Origin of the sequence: Rubrivivax sp. A210, assembly GCF_904426505.1 — a bacterium.
Taxonomy (GTDB): Bacteria; Pseudomonadota; Gammaproteobacteria; order Burkholderiales; family Burkholderiaceae_C; genus Rubrivivax.
In genome coordinates this window covers 36,720-56,623 of record NZ_CAJGBN010000003.1, presented here as the reverse complement: position 1 = coordinate 56,623, position 19,904 = coordinate 36,720, and the positions used below count along the sequence as shown (strand labels likewise).

Below are 19,904 nucleotides of genomic sequence, written 5' to 3'. Positions count from 1 at the left end.
TCGGTCACGGAAACCGGCAGATCATCGCGCAGCGGCGCGATTCCGAACGCGGGAAATGACCGGATTTGCCGGCGCCGCGCGCTCAGCTAAAGAGGCGCCGCGCTGCCGCCGAGCCGGCCGCCAGGTCCAGCGCCTCGAGGCGGCGGTACAGGCTGCCCAGCTCCTGACCGATGGCGGCATAGGCGTGCAGCGTGACGGATTGGCCCTGGTCGTCGATGACGCCGGCGTCCAGGTCTTCAGCCAGGCGCGTGGCGGCATGGTGCCAGGCCGGGTAGGGCTCGGCGCCCTCGGGCGTCTGCGGCACGTCCAGCGTCAGCGTGCATTCGCGCACCGCGCTGCCCTGGGCATCGTCGGCCAGCGCCGCCTGGGCATTGACGGCCAGCACCAGCACCGGCGGCGCGCCCTCCTCGGCGGCGGCCAGCACGAAGCGGCCGGGCACGGCGCCGGGCACAAAGCCGTGGCGCGAGGCCACCTGCTGCACGAAGCCCACCGACCAGGCCACGCCCTGGGTGCGCAGCGTGATCGTCAGCTGCACGTCCAGCGGGCCGCTCAGGGCATCGAGCTCGCGGGCGCGCGCCACCACGTCCAGCATGTCGGGCGCGTCGGGGCTGGCGCCCACGGCCTCGGCAAAGACCTGCAGCTTCTGCACGAACTCGGAGTACTCGATCTCATTGAGCGCGCCGCTGCGGCTGGCGAGTTGCACGCCGGCCTGCAGCTCGCCATAGCGGCCGCCGGGGCGCGGCGCCTCCCAGGCGCCGGTTTCGCTGTCCAGGCCCTCGATGTAGAAGGCCTTGCTGCCGGCGCGGCGCGTGGGTGGCAGGTGGGCAATGACCAGGTCGCCGCTGATGGGCGCGTCCAGCGCCAGCGGCACCAGGGCGTCGATGAGGGCATCCAGCCGGGCCGGCTGGCGGCCGAGGGCGCGCAGGGGCGCGAGCGCGCCATCGGGAACGGTGTCGGGGCCTGCATCGCCGTCATTTCTGGGCTCCGTCGCCGCGCCTTCCAGTGCCGGCTCGATGCGCTCGGCATCCTGCGCCACCACGCCGCGTCGCGCCCCGGCGCGGCGCGTGCTCCACCAGGCGTGCAGCACCAGCAGCGCGAACAGCAGGGCGCCGAAGATCGCGAGCGCGGTGCCCAGCTTCATCAGCCCAGCTCGGCCAGGCCGACCGCGGATTCCATGTCCACCGCGACGATGCGCGACACGCCCTGCTCCTGCATGGTCACGCCGATCAGCTGCTCGGCCATCTCCATCGCGATCTTGTTGTGGCTGATGAAGAGGAACTGCGTGCCGCGGCTCATCTCGGTGACGAGCTTGCAGTAGCGCTCGGTGTTGGCGTCATCCAGCGGCGCGTCGACCTCGTCGAGCAGACAGAAGGGCGCCGGGTTGAGCTGGAAGATGGCGAACACCAGCGCGATGGCGGTGAGCGCCTTCTCGCCACCCGAGAGCAGATGGATGGTGCTGTTCTTCTTGCCCGGTGGCTGGGCCAGCACCTGCACGCCGGCATCCAGGATCTCGGCGCCGGTCATCACCAGGCGCGCATTGCCGCCGCCGAAGAGGCTGGGGAACATGCGGCCGAAGTGCTCGTTGACCTGGTTGAAGGTGGAGGCCAGCAGGTCGCGCGTCTCGAGGTCGATCTTGTGGATCGCGTCCTCCAGCGTCTTGATGGCCTCGTCGAGGTCGGCGTTCTGAGCATCGAGAAAGGTCTTGCGCTCGCGCGATGCAGCCAGCTCGTCCAAGGCCGCCAGGTTGACGGCGCCGAGTGCGGCAATCTCTTTCTGGATGCGGTCGATCTCGGTCTGCAGGCCCCAGAGCTTGACGCCGCCTTCCGTGATGGCGCGGCCCAGCGCGTCGAGGTTGACCTCGGCCGCCGTGAGCTGCTCCAGGTACTGCGCGCCACCCAGCTGCGCCGCCTGCAGCTCGAGCTGGAGCTTGCCGATCTGCTCGCGCAGCGGCTCCAGGCTGCGCTCGAAACCCAGGCGCTGCTCGTCGGCGCGCTTGAGCTGGGCACTGAGGTCGTCATAACGGCTGCGCGCCAGGCCCAGGGCCTGCTCGCGCTCGAGCTTGAGCGCCAGCGCCGCCTGCAGGCCCGAGCCGGCCGCGGCATCGTCGAAGCTGCCCAGCTCCAGTTCCAGCTGCTGGCCGGCCTGCACATTGGCAGACACCTGGGCCGCCGCGGTTTCGATGCTGCGCTGCAGCTCGTCGCGCCGCGCCGCCAGCGCACGCGCCTGGAAGCGCGCCTCCTGGGCCTGACGCTCCAGCCCGCGCTGCTGCTCGCGCGCATCGGCCAGCGCGCGCTCGGCGGCAATCACCGCATCGTCAAGCTCGGCGTGGCGCTCTTGCGCGGTGCCGAGCTCGATGTCGAGCTCCTCGAAGCGGCCCTCGCCGGTGGCGCGGCGCTCGGCCAGCGTCTCGAGCTGGGCGTCGATCTCGGCCAGCTCGCCGGCCAGCTGCTCGCGCCGCGAGCTGGCAGCCTCGGCCTGCTGGCTCAGGCGCAGGAACTCGACATGCAGGCCATGGGCGCGGTTCTGCGCCTCGCCGGCCTCGCGCCGCGCCTGCTGCAGGCGCCCGCTGGCCTCGGTGTAGGCCGCCTCCAGGCGCACCGAGGCGCTGCGCGCCTCGTCGGCGATGAGGGCCAGGGCGCGCTGCTGGCGCGCCAGGCTTTCGATCTCCTGGGCCCGCGCCAGCATGCCGGCCTGCTCGGAATCGGGGGCGTAGAAGGCCACCGCGTGCTGGCTCACGGCATGGCCTTCGCGGGTCATGATGACCTCGCCCTGGGTCAGGCGGGCACGCTGGGCCAGGGCCTCGTCGATGGAGGCGGCTGTATAGACGCCTTCCAGCCAGTCGCCCAGCAAGGCCTGCAGGCCGGCATCGCCCAGTTGCAGCCGATCGGCCAGGCGCGGCAGGGTCTGGTGGGTGTGGGGGATGGCGCCTACTGCCAATGTCTGCAGGGCGTAGAAGGCCAGGCGGGCCGGCGGCGCATCAGCCGCGAAGGCGCGCACGGTGTCCAGCCGCCCCACGGCCAGCGCATTGAGGCGTTCGCGCAGCGCGGCTTCCAGCGCCGTCTCCCAGCCCGCTTCGATGTGGACCTGCTTCCACAGCCCGGCCAGGCCGGCGAGGCCGTGGCGTTCGAGCCAGGGCTTGAGCTTGCCCTCGGTCTGCACCTTGTCCTGCAGGGCACGCAGGGCATCGAGCCGCGCCGCGGTGTCGGCCAGGCGGCCCGACTCAAGGTTGACGGCCTCCTGCGCGGCACGGCGCTGCTCGTCCAGCGCCGGCACCTGCTCGCCCAGCTCGTGCAGGCGGGCATCGGCCATCTCGCGCGCCTCGGCAGCCTCGGCCTCCTGGGCGCGCATCTGCTCCAGGCGGTCGAGGTCGGGCGCCTGCAGGCCCTGGCGTTCACCGGCCAGGCGGCCGCGGCGGGCATCGAGCTGGCGCGCCTGCTCGTCAACGCTGCGGCTCTCGGCCGCCAGCACCTGGATCTGCTGCTGCACCTGGGCCACGGCGCCGCGCTGCTGGTTGGCCGTGGCCTGGGCCGCGCGCACCGCGTCTTCCTGGGCCGGCAGCTCGAGCGACTGTTCCTCGGCCTGGGCCGCCAGCAGCTCGGCCTGCTCGTCGGCGGCGACGATCTGCGCCGCCGTGTCTTCCAGCTCGGCCCCCGCTGACTCCTGGCGCTCGGCCCATTGCGTGTTCTGCGCCTGCAGCTCGGCCAGCCGGGCCTGGGCGCGCTTGCGGCCTTCAACGACGTAGCGGATGCGCTCCTCGAGCCGGCTCACCTCCAGCGCCGCCTCGCCCAAGGCGCCCTGCCTGGCATGCAGCTCGTCGTTGGCGGCGTAATGGGCCTGGCGCACGGTTTCCAGCTCGGCCTCGACATGGCGCAGCTCGGCCAGGCGCGCTTCCAGCGCGTTGGTGGCGGCGGCGGCGGCGGCCGCCACGCGCTGCTCTTCGCTGGCGGCGTCGCGGTGCTTCAAGAACCACAGCTGGTGCAGCTTGAGCGTGCCCTGCTCCTGCAGGCCGCGGTAGTGCTGGGCCACCTCGGCTTGCTTCTCGAGCTTGTCGAGGTTGGCATTCAGCTCGCGCAGGATGTCGTCGACGCGGGTCAGGTTCTCGCGCGTGTCCTTGAGCCGGTTCTCGGTCTCGCGGCGGCGCTCCTTGTACTTGCTGACGCCGGCGGCTTCTTCGAGGAACAGGCGCAGTTCCTCGGGGCGGCTTTCGATGATGCGGCTGATCGTGCCCTGGCCGATGATGGCGTAGGCGCGCGGCCCCAGGCCGGTGCCGAGGAAGACGTCCTGCACGTCGCGGCGGCGCACCGGCTGGTTGTTGATGAAGTAGCTGCTCGTGCCGTCGCGCGTGAGCACGCGCTTGACGGCGATCTCGGCAAAGCTGTTCCACTGCCCGCCGGCGCGCGCCAGCGTGTTGTCGAAGACGAGTTCCACGCTGGCGCGGCTGGCCGGCTTGCGCTGGCCGCTGCCATTGAAGATCACGTCCTGCATGCTCTCGCCGCGCAGCTCGCTGGCCTTGCTTTCACCCAGCACCCAGCGCACCGCATCCATGATGTTGCTCTTGCCGCAACCATTGGGCCCGACCACACCGACGCGCTGGCCTGGCATCTGGAAGGTGGTGGGCTCGGCGAAGGACTTGAAGCCCGAGAGCTTGATCTGGGTGAGGCGCATGGCCCTGTGCTGCGGCACCGCCGGTGCCCGCGCACTGCCGCGGACAGCCGATTCAAGTGCTTGATTTGAATGAAAAAATGCGCTCTTGTCGGGAGCGCACGGCGGCCTGGATGATAGCATCGCGACCCCCTCGAAACCTGCACCCGCCATGGCCCGCGCCCCGTCCACGAAACCGCCCGCAGCCGCCCCTCGGCAACGCCAGGCTCCCGCCACCCCGCCGAGCACACCCAGCCGCGAACTGCAGGTCTTCGACAACCCGGCACCCGAGCGCGACTACGTCATCCGCTTCGACGTGCCCGAGTTCACCTGCCTGTGCCCGCTCACCGGCCAGCCCGATTTCGCGCACTTCACGATCGAGATCGTGGCCGACCGCCTCTGCGTCGAGCTCAAGAGCCTGAAGATGTACTTCTGGAGCTACCGCAACGAGGGCGCCTTCCACGAGAAAGTGACCAACACCATCCTGAGCGACCTGGTCCAGGCCATCAAGCCGCGCTTCCTGCGCATCCACGCCGACTGGTATGTGCGCGGCGGCATCCGCACCTATGTCACGGCCGAGCACCGCAAGCGCGGCTGGAAGCCGGCCTTCAAGGTCGAGCTGCCGAGCGCCTGAGCAGCCGGGTGATGGAGACCGCGCGCCCCGCCTACCAGAAGTTCGCGGTTGCCGTGCGCGCCAGCGCCATCGACGGCCAGGGCGCCTTCGCGGCCGAGGCCATACCGCAGCGGCTGAAGATCGGCGAGATCCGCGGCGAGAGCATCAGCGTGGCCGAGGCGCGCATCCGCGCCACGCGCAGCGAACGCATCATGATCGTCGAGCTGTCCGACCGCCGCGCCATCGACTTCAGCAAGAGCGCCGACCCCATGCGCTACACCAACCACAGTTGCCGCCCCAATGCGCGGCTGTGCATACGCCAGGGCCGGGTCGAGTTCTACGCGCTGCGCGCTATTCCCGAGGGCGAGGAGATCACGGTCGACTACGGCGAGACCCACCACGAGGGCCGCCTGGCCTGCCGCTGCGGCGCGCCGGGCTGTCGCGGGGCGCTGTAGTGACCGCGGGCTGGCGGCTCCGGCCTGTTCAGACCTGGGCCAGCTTCGCGTAGAGCGACTTGCGATGCAGGTCGGCGCCGCTGTCGGCAAAGGCCATGGCGATGGACTTGATGTTGTCCTGCGCACCCAGGAAGGCATCGACGACGTCGGGGTCGAAGTGCCGGCCGCGGCTGGCCTGGATGATGAGCACCGCCTGCTCGTGGCTCATGGCTTCCTTGTGCACGCGCCGGCTGATGAGCGCGTCGTAGACGTCGGCCACGGCCATGATGCGGCCCGAAATCGGAATGGCATCGCCGGCCACCCCCAGCGGGTAGCCCGTGCCGTCCCACTTCTCCTGGTGCGAGTAGGCGATCTCCTTGGCCAGGCTGAGGAAGTCCACGTGCACGCCCAGCGCGTTCTCGGCATTGGCGATGGCGTCGCGCCCCAGCGTGGTGTGGGTCTTCATGATCTCGAACTCCTCGCCGCTGAGCTTGCCGGGCTTGAGCAGGATGCGGTCCGGGATGCCGGCCTTGCCGATGTCGTGCAGCGCCGCGGCGCGGTACAAGAGCTCGATGTGCCTGGGCGTCAGCGTGGCGGAGAAGCGGGGGTGGGTACACAGCTTCCAGGCCAGCATCTTGACGTAGCGCTGGGTGCGGAGGATGTGGTTGCTGGTTTCGGCGTCACGCGTTTCGGCCAGCGAGGCCATGACCAGCGTGGTCACATCCTGCACCGCCAGCACCTGGGCCGTGCGGCGGGCCACCTCCTGCTCCAGAAAGGCGGCCTTGTCACGCAGGAAGTCGGCCCCCTGCTTGAGCCGCAGCTGGGCCTGCACGCGGGCGCGCAGGATGGGCGCGCTGATGGGCTTGGTGATGTAGTCCACCGCCCCCAGCGAGAACCCCAGTTCCTCGTCGGCGGTATCGGACTTTCCGGTGAGAAAGATGACCGGGATGCCGCAGGTGGCCGGATCGGCCTTGAGCCTGCGGCAGACCTCATGGCCGTCCAGGCCGGGCATCATCACGTCCAGCAGGATCAGGTCGGGCCGCGGCGTGGCGCCGGCGATCTCCAGCCCCTGCTTGCCATTGCTGGCCGTGCGCAACAGGCATTGATCGTGCAGCAGCTCCTGCACCACGTCGAGATTGATGGGCGTGTCGTCCACCACCAGCACCGTGGGCCTGTCCATGACCGGCCCGTCGTTCGGGCCCGTCGCTTTGTCGCTGTCCAATCCCGTCGCCTCCGCCGCCTTGCGTCCCTCTGCGATAAGAACTTATCGGCCGGGAAGGCCCTGACTTGACGGGCGGCCACGCTGGCCAGCGTGGCCGCAAGCTCAGCGTCGGCCGCGCGTGCGTGCCACCAGCGCCGCTACGCCCAGGCCGGCCAGCACCAGGGAGCTGGGCTCGGGCACCGGGCTGGCCACGGCCGCCGTCACCACCACGTTGTCCACGTAGTTGAAGAGGCTGGCGTGGGTGCGGAATCCGCGCGTGACCTGGATGCGCAGTACATGGCTGCCGGCGGCAAGGCTGGTGACGGCGCCGAGCGTGTCACGCCGCACTTCGCCGCTGGCGATGTTGCCCGCCGCCGCGGCGTCGAAGCTGTCGAGCACCACGCCGTCGACCAGCAATTCGAACAGTGCCGCGCTGTTGCTGAAACTGCCTGTGTATTGCGTGGCCACGTCGGCCGAGATCTGCAGATTGCCGCCGCTGGCCGTGAAGCTCTGCGACAGGCCGCCACCGCCGAAGGGGCCGAAGAAGTCGGCAACCGTCTGCCCGCCCACCAGGGTGGCGGCGTTGCTGGTACCGCTGCCGGCCGTGTCGAACGGCGACACCGAAGCGATGAGATCGCCGTTGACCGTCGTGTAGGTGCTCCAGCCCGACAGCGTGCCATCGGCGAAGTCGCCGTTGTTCACCAGGTTCGGATCGGCCTGCGCGGCCAGGCTGCAAGAGGCAGCGACGAGCGCGACGGCGGCGCGCATGCACCTGGCGCCAGGGCGCCGAATGGACTTGTTCATGACTTCTCCCTTCTTATAAGTCGATGACGGGCCCGCGACCCGGCCGCGACACTGTATGCGAGGCCTGTGGCATCCAGGCCACGGGGGCGGGTCCATTCGGCACGGCCCGTCGGCGACAGGGCAGGCACCGCAGGCGAAGCCTGCAGCGGGCGCTCCCGGATAATCCCCCGCCATGAACCCGCGCCTCGCCCTGCTCCATCCCTACCCCTTCGAGCGCTGGCGCGAGCTGACGCGCGGCATCACGCCCAACCCGGCGCTGGCCCCTATCAGCCTGGGCATCGGCGAGCCGCGGCACGCCACGCCGCGGCTGATCGAAGAAGCGCTGATGCAGGCGCTGCCGGCGCTGGCCAGCTACCCGGCGACGCTGGGCGAGCCGGCGCTGCGCGAGGCCATGGCCGGCTGGGTGCAGCGCCGCTATGGCGTGGCGCTGGATGCGGCGACGCAGTTGCTGCCGGTGAACGGCTCGCGCGAGGCGCTGTTCGCACTGGCGCAGACGGTGCTGGACCCGGCCGAGGCCGAGGCCCTGGTGGTCTGCCCCAACCCGTTCTACCAAATCTACGAAGGCGCGGCCCTGCTGGGCGGCGCGCGCACGCACTTCGTGGCCAGCGACCCGGCGCGCAACTTCGCCGCCGATTGGACTTCCGTGCCCGAGGCCGTGTGGGCGCGCACGCGGCTTCTCTACGTGTGCTCGCCGGGCAATCCCACCGGCGCGGTGATGCCGCTGGCCGAATGGCAGACGCTGTTCGCGCTGAGCGACCGCCACGGCTTCGTGATCGCCAGCGACGAGTGCTACTCCGAGATCTACTTCCGCGACGAGGCACCGCTGGGCAGCCTCCAGGCCGCCAAGGCTCTGGGTCGCGACGATTTCAAGAATTTGATCGCGCTCACCAGCCTGTCCAAGCGCAGCAGCGTGCCTGGGCTGCGCTCGGGCTTCGCCGCCGGCGACCGCGCGCTGATCAAGGCCTTTCTGCTCTACCGCACCTACCATGGCAGCGCGATGAGCGGCCTGGTGCAGCGCGCCAGCATCGCGGCCTGGAACGACGAGGCCCATGTGGTGGCCAACCGCGCGCTCTACCGCGCCAAGTTCGCGGCGGTGATGCCGGTGCTCGAAAGCGTGCTCGATGTGAAGCTGCCCGACGCCGCCTTCTACCTCTGGGCCGGCATCCCTGGCGGCGACGAGATCGCTTACGCCCGCGGCCTGCTCGCTCAATACAATGTGGCGGTTCTGCCGGGCAGCCTGCTGGCGCGAGCGGTTTCCGACGCAGCGCCGGGCCGGCCCGCCAACCCGGGCCAGGGCCGCATCCGCATGGCCCTGGTGGCCCCCGTGGCCGACTGCCTCGAAGCGGCCCGCCGCATCGCCTCCTACACCGAAAGCCTCCGATGAGCAGCCAACTCCAATCCGTCATCGACCTCGCCTGGGAAAGCCGCGCCGAGATCTCGGCCCTCAATGCGCCCGAGGTGCGCGAAGCGGTCGAGCACGTCATCAAGGATCTCAACGCCGGCCGTCTGCGCGTGGCCGAACGCCGCGGCGTGGGCGACTGGGTCGTCAACCAGTGGCTCAAGAAGGCGGTGCTGCTGAGCTTCCGCCTCAACGACAACAAGGTCATGCGCGCCGGCGAGCTGGGCTTCTACGACAAGGTGCCGACCAAGTTCGCCCACCTCGACGAAGAGCAGATGCGGGCCTCTGGCGTGCGCGTGGTGCCGCCGGCCGTGGCACGCCGCGGCAGCTTTCTGTCCAGGAACGTGGTGCTGATGCCCAGCTACGTCAACATCGGCGCCTACGTCGACGAGGGCACGATGGTCGACACTTGGGCCACCGTGGGCTCTTGCGCGCAGATCGGCAAGAACGTCCACCTCTCGGGCGGCGTCGGCATCGGCGGCGTGCTCGAGCCGCTGCAGGCCAACCCGACCATCATCGAGGACAACTGCTTCATCGGCGCGCGCAGCGAGGTCGTCGAAGGCGTCATCGTCGAGGAGAACTCGGTCATCAGCATGGGCGTCTACATCGGCCAGAGCACCAAGATCTACGACCGCGCCACCGACACCGTGAGCTATGGCCGCATCCCCGCCGGCAGCGTGGTGGTGAGCGGCAATCTGCCCAGCGCCGACGGCAAGTACAGCCTCTACTGCGCGGTGATCGTCAAGAAGGTCGACGCGCAGACGCGCGCCAAGACCTCGATCAACGATCTCTTGCGCGCCTGATCTAACAGCCTGGGAGCGGGAATGGCGAACAACCTCGAGCGCGTGCTGCGCCTGATGGCGGAGAAGAACGCGTCCGACGTCTACATGTCGGCCAACACGCCCATCCTCATCAAGATCAACGGGCAGATCCTGCAGCTCTCCGACCAGTTGCTCACCGTCAACCAGACGCGCCAGCTGCTGTCGGAGATGCTGGTGCCCCAGCAGCTGGAAGAGCTCGACGACACCGGCGAGCTGAACGTTGGCATCAGCATCCCGCGTGTCGGCAGCTTCCGGCTCTCGGCCTTCAAGCAGCGCGGCTCCATCGCGGCCGTATTCCGCTGCATCCCCTTCACCATCCCCTCGCTCGAAGCCCTGGGCGTGCCCGCCATGCTGGCGCAGCTGGTGACCGAGAAGCGCGGCCTGATCCTGATGGTGGGCGCCACCGGCACCGGCAAGACCACCACGCTGGCCTCGATGCTGGAGTGGCGCAACCAGCAGATGACGGGCCACATCCTCACCATCGAGGATCCGATCGAGTTCCTCTTCAACAACAAGAAGAGCATCGTCAACCAGCGCGAGGTCGGCCGCGACACGCAGAGCCTGCAAACGGCGCTGAAGAACGCGCTGCGCCAGGCGCCCGACTGCATCATGATCGGCGAGATCCGCGACCGCGAGACCATGAGCGCGGCCATCTCCTACTCGCTGTCGGGCCACGTCGTGCTGGCCACGATGCACGCCAACAACAGCTACCACGCGCTGGGCCGCATCCTCTCGTTCTACGCGCCCGAGGCGCGGCCGACGCTGCTGTCCGACCTCTCCAGCGGCCTGCGCGCCATCGTCTCGCAACGCCTGCTGCGCTCCAATGCCGGCGGCCGGGTGCCGGCCGTCGAGGTGCTGCTCAACACCAAGCTGGTGTCGGAGCTGATCGAGAAGGGCGACCTCGGCGCCGTCAAGGAGGCGGTCGAGAAATCGCTGGCCGAGGGCTCGCAGACCTTCGAGCACGACATCGCCCGCCTCATCAACGAAGGCGTGGTCTCGCGCGATGAAGGCATGGCCTATGCCGACTCGCCCACCAACCTGCTGTGGCGCCTGCAGAACGAGCAGGCCGCGGTCTCGCGCGTCACGCCCAAGAAGGACGAGCCCGAGGCCGCCACCTTCACCGAATTCAGCTTCGACGTGCGGCCCGAAGAATCGCTGCGTGGCAGCTCCGAGCCCGCGCCCTGGGGCGTGCGCCGATGAACGAGGCGCTGCGCCTGGCCGAGGCGCTGATCGCCTGCCGCTCGGTGACGCCGGCCGACGACGGCTGCTGCGAGCTGCTGGCGGCGCAACTGCTGCCAGCCGGCTTTGTCTGCGAGCGGCTGGACGCCGGGCCCGCGGGCGGCATCGTCAGCAACCTCTGGGCCGTACACGACAGCGGCCGCCCCGGCCCCACCCTGCTGCTGGCCGGCCACACCGACGTCGTGCCCAGCGGCCCGGCCGCGCAATGGGCCAGCGAGCCTTTCGTGCCCAGCCACCGCGAAGGCCGCCTCTACGGCCGCGGCGCGGTCGACATGAAGACCGCGGTGGCGGCGATGACGGTGGCCGCAGCGCGCTTTGTGCGCGAGCGCCCGCAGCACGGCGGCCGCGTCGCCCTGCTCTTCACCAGCGACGAGGAAGGCCCATCGCTGCACGGCACGCTGCACGCGGTGCAGGTGCTGAAGGCGCGCGGCGAGCGGCTGGATCTGTGCATCGTGGGCGAGCCGACCTCGGTGGAGCGCGTCGGCGACATGGTCAAGAACGGCAGGCGCGGCTCGCTGTCGGCCCGCCTCACGGTCAAGGGCGTGCAGGGCCACATCGCCTACCCGCAGCTGGCGCGCAACCCCATCCACGGCTTCGCGCCGGCGCTGGCCGAACTGGCGGCCACGCGCTGGGACGAGGGCAATGCCTATTTCCCGCCCACCAGCTGGCAGGTCAGCAACCTGCACGCCGGCACCGGCGCCGGCAACATGATCCCGGGCGAGCTGGTGGCCGATTTCAACTTCCGCTTCAGTACCGAATCGACGCCGGCCGCGCTGCAGGCGCGCGTGCTGGAGGTGCTGAACCGCCACGGCCTCGAGTTCGAGATCGCCTGGACGCTGGGCGGCGAACCCTTTCTCACGCCACCGGGCACGCTGCACGCGGCGCTGGCGGCGGCCATCCAGGCCGAGTTCGGCATCGAGCCGGTGCTCAGCACCACCGGCGGCACGTCTGATGGCCGCTTCATCGCCCGCATCTGCCCCCAGGTGATGGAGTTCGGCGTGCTCAATGCCAGCGCGCACAAGATTGACGAATGGGTGGAGGTCGCCAGCATCGCGCCGCTCGCCAACGTCTACCGCCGCACGCTGGAAGCGCTGCTGCCGTGACGCTGATCGAGCTGATAGCGCACAGCAGCGAACGCCTCGAGAGCGCCGGCGTCTGCTGCGCCCAGGGCACGACCCATGCCTTTGACGAGGCCGCCTGGCTGGTGCTGTGGCGCCTGGGCCTGCCGCTGGACAGCCTGGACGAGCACGCCGAACGTGCCGTGGCGCCGGCCGATCTGCAGGCCGCGCACGATCTCGTCACCCAGCGCATCGCATCGCGGCGCCCGGCGGCCTACCTCACCGGCGAGGCCTGGCTGCAGGGCGTGCCTTTCTTCGTGGACGAGCGCGTCATCATCCCGCGTTCGCTGATCGCCGAGCCGCTGGCCGAGGGCGTGCTCGACGCCTGGCTGCCGGACGAACCCAAGACCGTGCTCGACCTCTGCACCGGCGGCGCCAGCCTGGCCGTGCTGGCGGCGCTGGCCTGGCCCGAGGCCCGGGTGCTGGCCACCGACCTCTCGGCCGACGCGCTGGCGGTGGCGCGCCTCAATGTCGAGCGCCACGGCCTGGCCGAGCGCATCACACTGGCCCAGGGCGACGGCCTGACCGCGGCACCGGGCCGTTTTGACCTCATCCTGTGCAACCCACCCTACGTCAACGCGGCCTCGATGGCGGCGCTGCCGCCCGAGTTCCGCGCCGAGCCAGCGCTGGCCCTTGATGGCGGCGCCGATGGCATGGTCTTCGTGCGCGGACTGCTGGCCGAGGCCGGCCACCATCTCAACGCCGGCGGCGTGCTGGTGCTCGAGATCGGCCACGAGCGCAAACATTTCGACGCCGCCTTTCCCGGCCTGCCCGTGGTCGGGCTGCCCACCAGCGCCGGCGACGAACAGGTGCTGCTCCTAGAAGCAGCCCAACTCAAATGATCACCATTCGAAACATCACGCTGCGACGCGGCGTCAAAGTCGTGCTGCAGGACGCCGGCGTCGTGCTGCAGCCCGGCGAAAAGGTCGGCCTCATCGGCCGCAATGGCGCCGGCAAGTCCAGCCTCTTCTCGCTGCTGGCAGGGCGGCTGCACGCCGACGCCGGCGATGTCGAGATCCCGCCGCGCTGGCGCCTGGGCGAGGTCGCGCAGGACATGCCCGACAGCGAGGACGGCGCCACCGACTTCGTGCTGCAGGGCGACATCCCGCTGCAGGCGGCGCAGGCCGAGCTGGCCGCGGCCGAAGCCGCCGACGACGGCGACGCGATCGCCCACGCCCACCTGGCGCTGGACGAGGCCGGCGCCTTCGACGCCCGCTCGCGTGCCGAGGCCCTGCTGCTGGGCCTGGGCTTTCGCAGCGAGCAGCTGCACGCCGCGGTCAACAGCTTCTCGGGCGGCTGGCGCATGCGGCTGCAGCTGGCGCGGGCGCTGATGTGCCCGGCCGAGCTGCTGCTGCTGGACGAGCCTACCAACCACCTCGACCTCGACGCCCTGGTCTGGCTCGAGGCCTGGCTCAAGCGCTACGACGGCCTGATGATCGTCATCAGCCATGACCGCGAATTCCTCGACGCGGTGACGCGCGTCATCGTCCACCTGGACGAAGGCCAGCTGGTGCGCTACACCGGCAACTACACGGCCTTCGAGGAGATGCGCGCCGAACGCCTGATGCAGGCCCAGGCGGCATTTTCCAAGCAGCAGGACCGCATCGCCCACCTGCAGCGCTTCATCGACCGCTTCAAGGCCAAGGCCAGCAAGGCCAAGCAGGCGCAGAGCCGCGTCAAGGCGCTGGCGCGCATGGAGCGCCTGGCACCGGCCATGACGGCCAGCGACTTCAGCTTCGAGTTCCGCGAACCGGCCAGCCTGCCCAACCCCATGCTGAGCTTCGACACGCTGGCCTGCGGCTATGGCAAGCGCGCCATCGTCAGCAACTTCAGCCGCTCGGTGCTGGCCGGCCAGCGCATCGGCATCCTGGGCGCCAACGGCCAGGGCAAGTCGACCCTGGTCAAGACCATCGCCGGCGACCTGCCCTTGATCTCGGGCACGACGACCCAGGGCAAGGGCCTGGTGATCGGCTATTTCGCCCAGCAGGAACTGGACGTGCTGCAACTCGACGACGGCGCGCTGATGCACATGGTGCGGCTGGCGCGCGATGTCGGCCCGGCCGCACGCGAGCAGCAGCTGCGCGATTTTCTGGGCCAGTTCCGCTTCACCGGCGACATGGTCACGCAGGCCGTGGGCAGCCTCTCGGGCGGCGAGAAGGCGCGCCTGGTGCTGGCCATGCTGGTGTGGCAGCGGCCCAACCTGCTGCTGCTGGACGAGCCGACCAACCACCTCGACCTCACCACGCGCGAGGCGCTGTCCATCGCGCTCAACGAGTTCGAGGGCACGGTGATGCTGGTCAGCCACGACCGCGCCCTGCTGCGCGAGACCTGCGACGAGTTCTGGCTGGTGGCGCGGGGCCGCGTCGAGCCCTTCGACGGCGACCTCGACGACTACCAGAAGTGGCTGCTCGAGGTTTCGCGCGCCGCCGCCCGCGGCCAGCCCATGCCCGAGCCGCCGCGTGCGCCGGTGGTGGACAGCGTGAAGGACAAGCCTGCGGCCGCCGCCGTGCCGCGCCCGAGCGCGCCGCCGCCGGCCGCCACGCGCGACGAACGCAAGAACGCCAAGCAGGCGCGCGCCAAGCAATCGGAGGCGACGCGCCCGCTGCGCACCGAGCTGCAGCGCATCGACGAGCGCCTGGGCCGTCTGGCCAACGAAAAGCAGGTGCTGGAGCAGCAGCTGGCGCAACCCAACACCAGCAGCGAGGCCTACGCCGAGCTGGGCCGCAACCTGGCGCATGCGGCGGCCGAGACGGCCATGCTCGAGGAACGCTGGCTGGAACTGCAGTCGGAACTGGAAGCCCTGCAAGCCGGCGGGTGAGGGGCCGCGCCCAATAATTGCGGCCCCTCCACCCCGCAGAAAGCGCGCCATGGCCATAGACAAAGCCCTTTACACAGCCCAAGCCAAGTCCACCGGCGGCCGCGCCGGCAGCACCGAATCGTCGGACGGCCGCCTCAAGCTGCAGCTGTCGACGCCCAAGGAACTGGGTGGCGACAGCGGCCCCGGCACCAACCCCGAGCAGCTGTTCGCGGCCGGCTATTCGGCCTGCTTCATCGGGGCGATCAAGGCGGTGGCCGGGCGCCAGGGGCTCAAGCTGCCGGGCGAGGTGTCGATCCAGGCCAGCGTCGCCATCGGTCCGATGACGGCCAAGGAAGGCGCCTTCAACATCGCCGCCACGCTGCAGGTCAGCGTGCCCGGCATGGAGCGCGCCGCCCTCGAGGCCCTGGTGGCCGCCGCCCACGAGGTCTGCCCCTACAGCAATGCCACGCGTGGCAATGTCGACGTGGTGCTGAGCGTGGCCTGAGGGCGGCGCAGGCCCGGCGGCCGTCGAGCCCCCCGCGTTCGCGGGGTGGACTGGCACTCGTTGACGGCCGCAGGTCACGGAAGGGTCACGCAGGCCGCCTAGGCTGCGCGGGCCTTTCACCCACACCTCGCGCGCCGCGCCTGCATCCCATGAAAACTCGCATCACGGCGGTCTGCGCCGCCGTCATAGGCGCCTGCGCCGCCCCGCTCACGGCCGCCGCGGCGCCGCTGGACAACATCGCATTCCAGTGGACCCACAGCCACGCTGGCGTGGCGACGGGCTTCCTGTCCGAGATCGTCAGCTTCGACAGCCTGAGCCAGACGCTGTGGGTGGCCGGCGTCAAGGGCGTCGACGTGCTCGATGCCCGCAGCGGCGCCTCGCTGGGCTTCATCGACACCACGGCCCTGGGCTCGATCAACAGCGTGGCCATCCACGGCGGCATCGCGGCCTTTGCCATCGAGTCGACCGTCCGCACCCAGCCGGGCGTGGTCACGCTCTACGACACGCGCACGCGCACGCTGCTGGCAGGCACCCACACCATCAGCGTCGGCGCCCTGCCCGACATGCTGACCTTCACCCCCGACGGTTCCAAGCTGCTGGTGGCCAACGAGGCCACGCCCTCGGTCTACGGCACGCTCACCTCGCAGGCCGGCAGCTTTCCGCGCAGCTACGGCGCGGCCGCCGTCGACCCGGCGGGCAGCATGAGCATCATCGACATGGGCACGCGCAGCGTCAGCGCCACCGCCACCTTTGCCGGCGCGCCCGAGTCCGGCAGCCACATCCGCAAAAACACCGGCATGGACTACGAGCCGGAATACATCGCCGTCAATGCCGCGGGCACCAAGGCCTTCGTGACGCTGCAGGAAGCCAATGCCGTGGGCATCGTCAACCTGCAGACCGGCACCACCGAGGCGGTGGTCGGCCTGGGCGTGAAGGACTTCAGCGCCCCTGGCAACCGCATCGACCCGCTCAACAACGCCACCAACAGCCTGCAGTCGGTGAACGTCAAGGGCCTCTACATGCCCGACGGCATCGCCGCTTTCCAGGCCGGCGGCCAGACCTTCATCGCGATGGCCAACGAGGGCGACTTCCGCGAGGACGACGGCGAGCGCGTGGCCGCCGGCAGCGCCGGTCTCGGCGCTACCGCCCCGCTGCAGAACCTGCGCGTCTCGGCCACCGATTCCTCGGCCGGCAACCTCTATGCCGCCGGCGCGCGGTCATTCTCGATCCGCGACGAGAACGGCAACCTGGTCTACGACAGCGGCGAGATCCTCGACCGCGAGGCCATGGCGCTGGGCATCTACGACGATGCGCGCAGCCGCGACAAGGGCGTCGAGCCCGAGGGCATCGAGGTGGTGCAGCTTGGCGGCCGAACCTTTGCCTTCGTCGGCCTGGAGCGCACGACCTCGTCCGCGGTGGCGATCTTCGACGTCAGCGACCCGGCCAATACCAGCTTCGTGCGCATGCTGAGGACCACGGGCGACATCTCGCCCGAGGGCCTGAAGGCCTACACGCTGGACGGCGGCGTTTACCTGGCCTACAGCAACGAGGTCTCCAACACCACCACCGTCTACCAGCTGTCGCCGGTACCGGAACCCGGCAGCTGGGCGCTGATGATGGGCGGCCTGCTGGGCCTGGGCGCACTGGCGCGGCGCCAGCGCCGCTGAGGCAGGCGGATCAGGCCGGCGGGGCCGCGGCGAGCAGATCCAGCATCAGCTCCACCCGCGCCTGCGCCGGCGTGAGCGGCCCGTAGCTCGGCAGCGCGCCGGCCGGCGTGCCGACCACGCCGCCCTGCAGGCAGCGCGAGGCGCGCACCACGCGCACCCCGGCACCCTGTGCGCGCGCCGCAGCCGCCAGCAGCGTGTGGTGAACACTGCCATTGCCGGTGCCGGCGATCACGAGGCCGGCGGCGCCGGCCGCCACCAGGGCATCCAGCGTGGCGGCGCGGGCACCGGCATGGCTGGTGACGATCTCCACCACCGGCCAGGCCGATACCGGCCCCGCCGACGGGTCGGCGGCGTGCAGCGGTGCCGCGGGCCAGGGGCGGAAGCTGCGCAGCACGCCGTCCTCCATCAAGGCCAGGGGCCCGGCGTCACCGGCACTGAAGGCCTCGACGCGGTAGCCGTGGAGCTTGCGCAGATCGACTGCGCCCAGCACCTGCCCGCCCAGCATGGCCACCACGCCGCGGGCGCCCGGGTAGCGGGCCAGCGCCACCGCATCGAGCAGGTTCTGCGGCCCGTCGGCCGAGGGCGCGCTGGCCGGGCGCATGGCCGCCGTCAGCACCACCGGCTTGGGCGCGGCCAGCGTGCGGTGCAGGAAATAGGCCGTCTCCTCCAGCGTGTCGGTGCCGTGGGTCACCACCACGCCGGCCACCTCGGGCCGCGCCAGCTGCCGCGCTACCGCCTCGCGCAGCGCCTGCCAGGTGGCGTGGTCCATGTCGCAGCTGTCCAGCCGCGCCAGCGTCTGCGCCTCCAGCGCCTGGCCCTGCAGGGCCGGCACGGCAGCGACGAGCTGATCGACGCCCAGCACGCCGGCCTGGTAGCCGACATGGCGCTCGGGCTGGGCCGAGGTGCCGGCGATGGTGCCGCCGGTGCCGACGATGACGACGAGCGCAGGCCTGCTTTGCATTTGCACGCTTTCTGGATGAAAATACAGTTACTGGATAAACCGCCAGATCGGATCGCCGATCATTCGGTCGACACCCACCGGAATCGCCATGGACGAAAGCCCCAAGCTCACCGCGCGCCAGCAGCAGATCCTCGACCTGGTGCAAAGCGCCATCGAGCGCACCGGCGCCCCGCCCACGCGGGCCGAGATCGCCGCCGAACTGGGCTTCAAGTCGCCCAACGCGGCCGAAGAGCATCTGCAGGCGCTGGCACGCAAGGGCGTCATCGAGCTGGTGGGCGGCACCTCACGCGGCATCCGGCTCAAGTCTGACACACTGCGCGCGCTCAACGAGGCGCGGCTGGCACCCTGGGGCCAGCAGTACATGCTGCCCCTGCCCCACATCGCGCAGCTCACCCTGCCCCTGGTCGGGCGCGTTGCCGCCGGCAGCCCCATCCTGGCGCAGGAGCACGTCGACCAGACCTACCTGATGGAAGCCGCGATGTTCGCGCGCCGGCCCGACTACCTGCTCAAGGTGCGCGGCATGAGCATGCGCGACGCCGGCATCCTCGACGGCGACCTGCTCGCCGTGCAAAAGGCCAAGGACGCCAAGAACGGCCAGATCGTCGTTGCGCGGCTGGGCGACGACGTCACCGTCAAGCGCCTGCGCCGCACCAGCCGGGCCATCGAGCTGATTCCCGAGAACCCCGATTTCGAGACCATCGTCGTGCCCTTCGATGCCGCCGACTTCGAACTTGAAGGCATCGCCGTGGGCCTGATCCGCAACACCATGCTGATGTAACCGCCATGCCCATCCTGCCCCCCGTCCGTGGCGGCGTCCACCCGCCCAAGGCGCTGCCGCCGCGCAAGGCGCGCAGCGCCGATGAGTGCCTGCAGCTCGAGCAGCTGCCCAACATCGGCCCCTCCATCGCCGCCGACCTGCGCCTGATCGGCGTGCAGCACCCGCAGCAGCTGGCCGACAGCGACGCGCTGCAGCTCTACCACGCGCTGTGCCGCCACACCGGCAAACGACAAGACCCCTGCGTGCTCGACACCTTCATGGCCGCTACCGATTTCATGCGCGGCGCCGAGCCCCGCCCCTGGTGGGCCTACACCGCGCAGCGCAAGCAGCAGTACGGCACGGTCTAGCGCGGCCCGGGGCCCGGAGCCCTTGCCGCAGCGGTGGTGTCGGGTTTTCGATTTGGCGGCCTGCGGCACCGCTGATCAGCCGACCAGGGCCGCTCGCGGCGCGTGAGCATGGGTCTTCCAAACCCCGGTCACGCCTGGCAGCCATCATGGGCCTCTTCCTGCACCACGCCTCCTTCTGGGGGCGCACGGCTGTACTCAACATCACCACCCGCATCGACACCCTGCAACTGCTGGACCCGCCCGGCTCGCGCTGGCAGCGCCTGCGCCACTGGCTGCATACACCGGCCAGCGCTGACGCCGCCCCGGCGCCCGCCGGCGTGGCTGCGGTGCGCGAGGAATTCATCGCCGCGCTGGCCGATATCGCCGGCGACGAGGTTGACGCGCTGCGCGAGCGCCTGCAGCAGGCGCGTTCGCTGCGCGAGCTGTGGCATGTGCGCGCCGATCTCTTCCGCGCCGTCGGCGTGGCCCACAGCCAGTCCGAGGCCGAGCGCCGTCTGTCGCTGATCAACCGCCATTTCCCGACCCGCTCGCCGCGGTCCAACTGGGTGCCGCTCTAGGCCTCTTCGCCCAGGCGTCTGC

At 70.4% G+C, this 19,904-nt stretch carries 18 protein-coding genes; 13 read left to right on the top strand and 5 right to left on the bottom strand.

What is annotated here, in order from left to right; all coding sequences use genetic code 11:
- Window positions 1-82: 82 nt before the first annotated feature.
- Both JMV16_RS04705 and smc read right to left on the bottom strand, forming a co-directional pair.
- Window positions 83-1,141 (bottom strand): cell division protein ZipA C-terminal FtsZ-binding domain-containing protein, encoded by a 1,059-nt coding sequence (locus JMV16_RS04705; RefSeq protein WP_201493027.1) that lies wholly within the window; start codon window positions 1,139-1,141, stop codon window positions 83-85.
- Window positions 1,141-4,665, bottom strand: coding sequence for a chromosome segregation protein SMC (smc, locus tag JMV16_RS04700; RefSeq protein ID WP_201493026.1), 3,525 nt, complete (start codon window positions 4,663-4,665; stop codon window positions 1,141-1,143). The genes JMV16_RS04705 and smc overlap by 1 nt, the downstream gene beginning before the upstream one ends.
- Window positions 4,666-4,813: 148 nt before the next feature.
- On the opposite strand from smc, the gene queF reads away from it, so the two are divergent.
- Both queF and JMV16_RS04690 read left to right on the top strand, forming a co-directional pair.
- Entirely contained in the window at window positions 4,814-5,275 is a 462-nt protein-coding gene (queF, locus tag JMV16_RS04695; protein WP_201493025.1) for a preQ(1) synthase, read from the top strand.
- 11 nt (window positions 5,276-5,286) lie between these two features.
- Window positions 5,287-5,709 (top strand): SET domain-containing protein, encoded by a 423-nt coding sequence (locus JMV16_RS04690; protein WP_201493024.1) that lies wholly within the window; start codon window positions 5,287-5,289, stop codon window positions 5,707-5,709.
- Window positions 5,710-5,737: 28 nt separating this feature from the next.
- Here the strand turns inward: JMV16_RS04690 and JMV16_RS04685 are convergent, their stop codons facing one another.
- On the bottom strand, window positions 5,738-6,868 hold the full coding sequence (locus tag JMV16_RS04685) for a two-component system response regulator (RefSeq protein WP_201493023.1): 1,131 nt from the start codon (window positions 6,866-6,868) through the stop codon (window positions 5,738-5,740).
- A gap of 144 nt (window positions 6,869-7,012) precedes the next feature.
- Window positions 7,013-7,693 (bottom strand): PEP-CTERM sorting domain-containing protein, encoded by a 681-nt coding sequence (locus tag JMV16_RS04680; protein ID WP_201493022.1) that lies wholly within the window; start codon window positions 7,691-7,693, stop codon window positions 7,013-7,015.
- A gap of 172 nt (window positions 7,694-7,865) precedes the next feature.
- Between JMV16_RS04680 and dapC the strand changes: the two genes are divergently transcribed.
- The 8 genes from dapC to JMV16_RS04640 all read left to right on the top strand — a co-directional run bounded on the left by dapC (window position 7,866) and on the right by JMV16_RS04640 (window position 17,239).
- Entirely contained in the window at window positions 7,866-9,077 is a 1,212-nt protein-coding gene (gene dapC / locus JMV16_RS04675) for a succinyldiaminopimelate transaminase (RefSeq protein WP_201493021.1), read from the top strand.
- Entirely contained in the window at window positions 9,074-9,895 is an 822-nt protein-coding gene (dapD, locus tag JMV16_RS04670) for a 2,3,4,5-tetrahydropyridine-2,6-dicarboxylate N-succinyltransferase (protein ID WP_201493020.1), read from the top strand. The genes dapC and dapD overlap by 4 nt, the downstream gene beginning before the upstream one ends.
- A gap of 21 nt (window positions 9,896-9,916) precedes the next feature.
- Complete coding sequence (locus JMV16_RS04665; protein ID WP_201493019.1) at window positions 9,917-11,113, top strand: PilT/PilU family type 4a pilus ATPase; 1,197 nt, start codon at window positions 9,917-9,919, stop codon at window positions 11,111-11,113.
- On the top strand, window positions 11,110-12,255 hold the full coding sequence (dapE, locus tag JMV16_RS04660; RefSeq protein WP_201493018.1) for a succinyl-diaminopimelate desuccinylase: 1,146 nt from the start codon (window positions 11,110-11,112) through the stop codon (window positions 12,253-12,255). The genes JMV16_RS04665 and dapE overlap by 4 nt, the downstream gene beginning before the upstream one ends.
- Window positions 12,252-13,112 carry a 50S ribosomal protein L3 N(5)-glutamine methyltransferase gene (gene prmB / locus JMV16_RS04655; protein WP_201493017.1) on the top strand — a complete coding sequence of 287 codons (861 nt, stop codon included), beginning with the start codon at window positions 12,252-12,254 and terminating at the stop codon, window positions 13,110-13,112. The genes dapE and prmB overlap by 4 nt, the downstream gene beginning before the upstream one ends.
- Entirely contained in the window at window positions 13,109-15,088 is a 1,980-nt protein-coding gene (locus JMV16_RS04650) for an ABC-F family ATP-binding cassette domain-containing protein (protein WP_201493016.1), read from the top strand. The genes prmB and JMV16_RS04650 overlap by 4 nt, the downstream gene beginning before the upstream one ends.
- Before the next feature lie 49 nt (window positions 15,089-15,137).
- Window positions 15,138-15,572, top strand: coding sequence for an organic hydroperoxide resistance protein (locus JMV16_RS04645; protein WP_201493015.1), 435 nt, complete (start codon window positions 15,138-15,140; stop codon window positions 15,570-15,572).
- A gap of 149 nt (window positions 15,573-15,721) precedes the next feature.
- On the top strand, window positions 15,722-17,239 hold the full coding sequence (locus tag JMV16_RS04640; protein ID WP_201493014.1) for a choice-of-anchor I family protein: 1,518 nt from the start codon (window positions 15,722-15,724) through the stop codon (window positions 17,237-17,239).
- A 10-nt stretch (window positions 17,240-17,249) separates the two neighbouring features.
- Here the strand turns inward: JMV16_RS04640 and JMV16_RS04635 are convergent, their stop codons facing one another.
- Window positions 17,250-18,200 (bottom strand): asparaginase, encoded by a 951-nt coding sequence (locus JMV16_RS04635; protein ID WP_201493013.1) that lies wholly within the window; start codon window positions 18,198-18,200, stop codon window positions 17,250-17,252.
- An 88-nt stretch (window positions 18,201-18,288) separates the two neighbouring features.
- Here JMV16_RS04635 and lexA point away from each other — a divergent pair, with 88 nt between their 5' ends.
- The 3 genes from lexA (at window position 18,289) to JMV16_RS04620 (ending at window position 19,882) form a co-directional block, all read left to right on the top strand.
- Entirely contained in the window at window positions 18,289-18,978 is a 690-nt protein-coding gene (gene lexA, locus JMV16_RS04630) for a transcriptional repressor LexA (RefSeq protein ID WP_201493012.1), read from the top strand.
- A 5-nt stretch (window positions 18,979-18,983) separates the two neighbouring features.
- The gene (locus tag JMV16_RS04625; protein ID WP_201493011.1) at window positions 18,984-19,325 is read left to right on the top strand and encodes a helix-hairpin-helix domain-containing protein; all 342 of its coding nucleotides are present in this window, start codon (window positions 18,984-18,986) and stop codon (window positions 19,323-19,325) included.
- 146 nt (window positions 19,326-19,471) lie between these two features.
- The gene (locus JMV16_RS04620; protein WP_201493010.1) at window positions 19,472-19,882 is read left to right on the top strand and encodes a hypothetical protein; all 411 of its coding nucleotides are present in this window, start codon (window positions 19,472-19,474) and stop codon (window positions 19,880-19,882) included.
- Window positions 19,883-19,904: the final 22 nt, after the last annotated feature.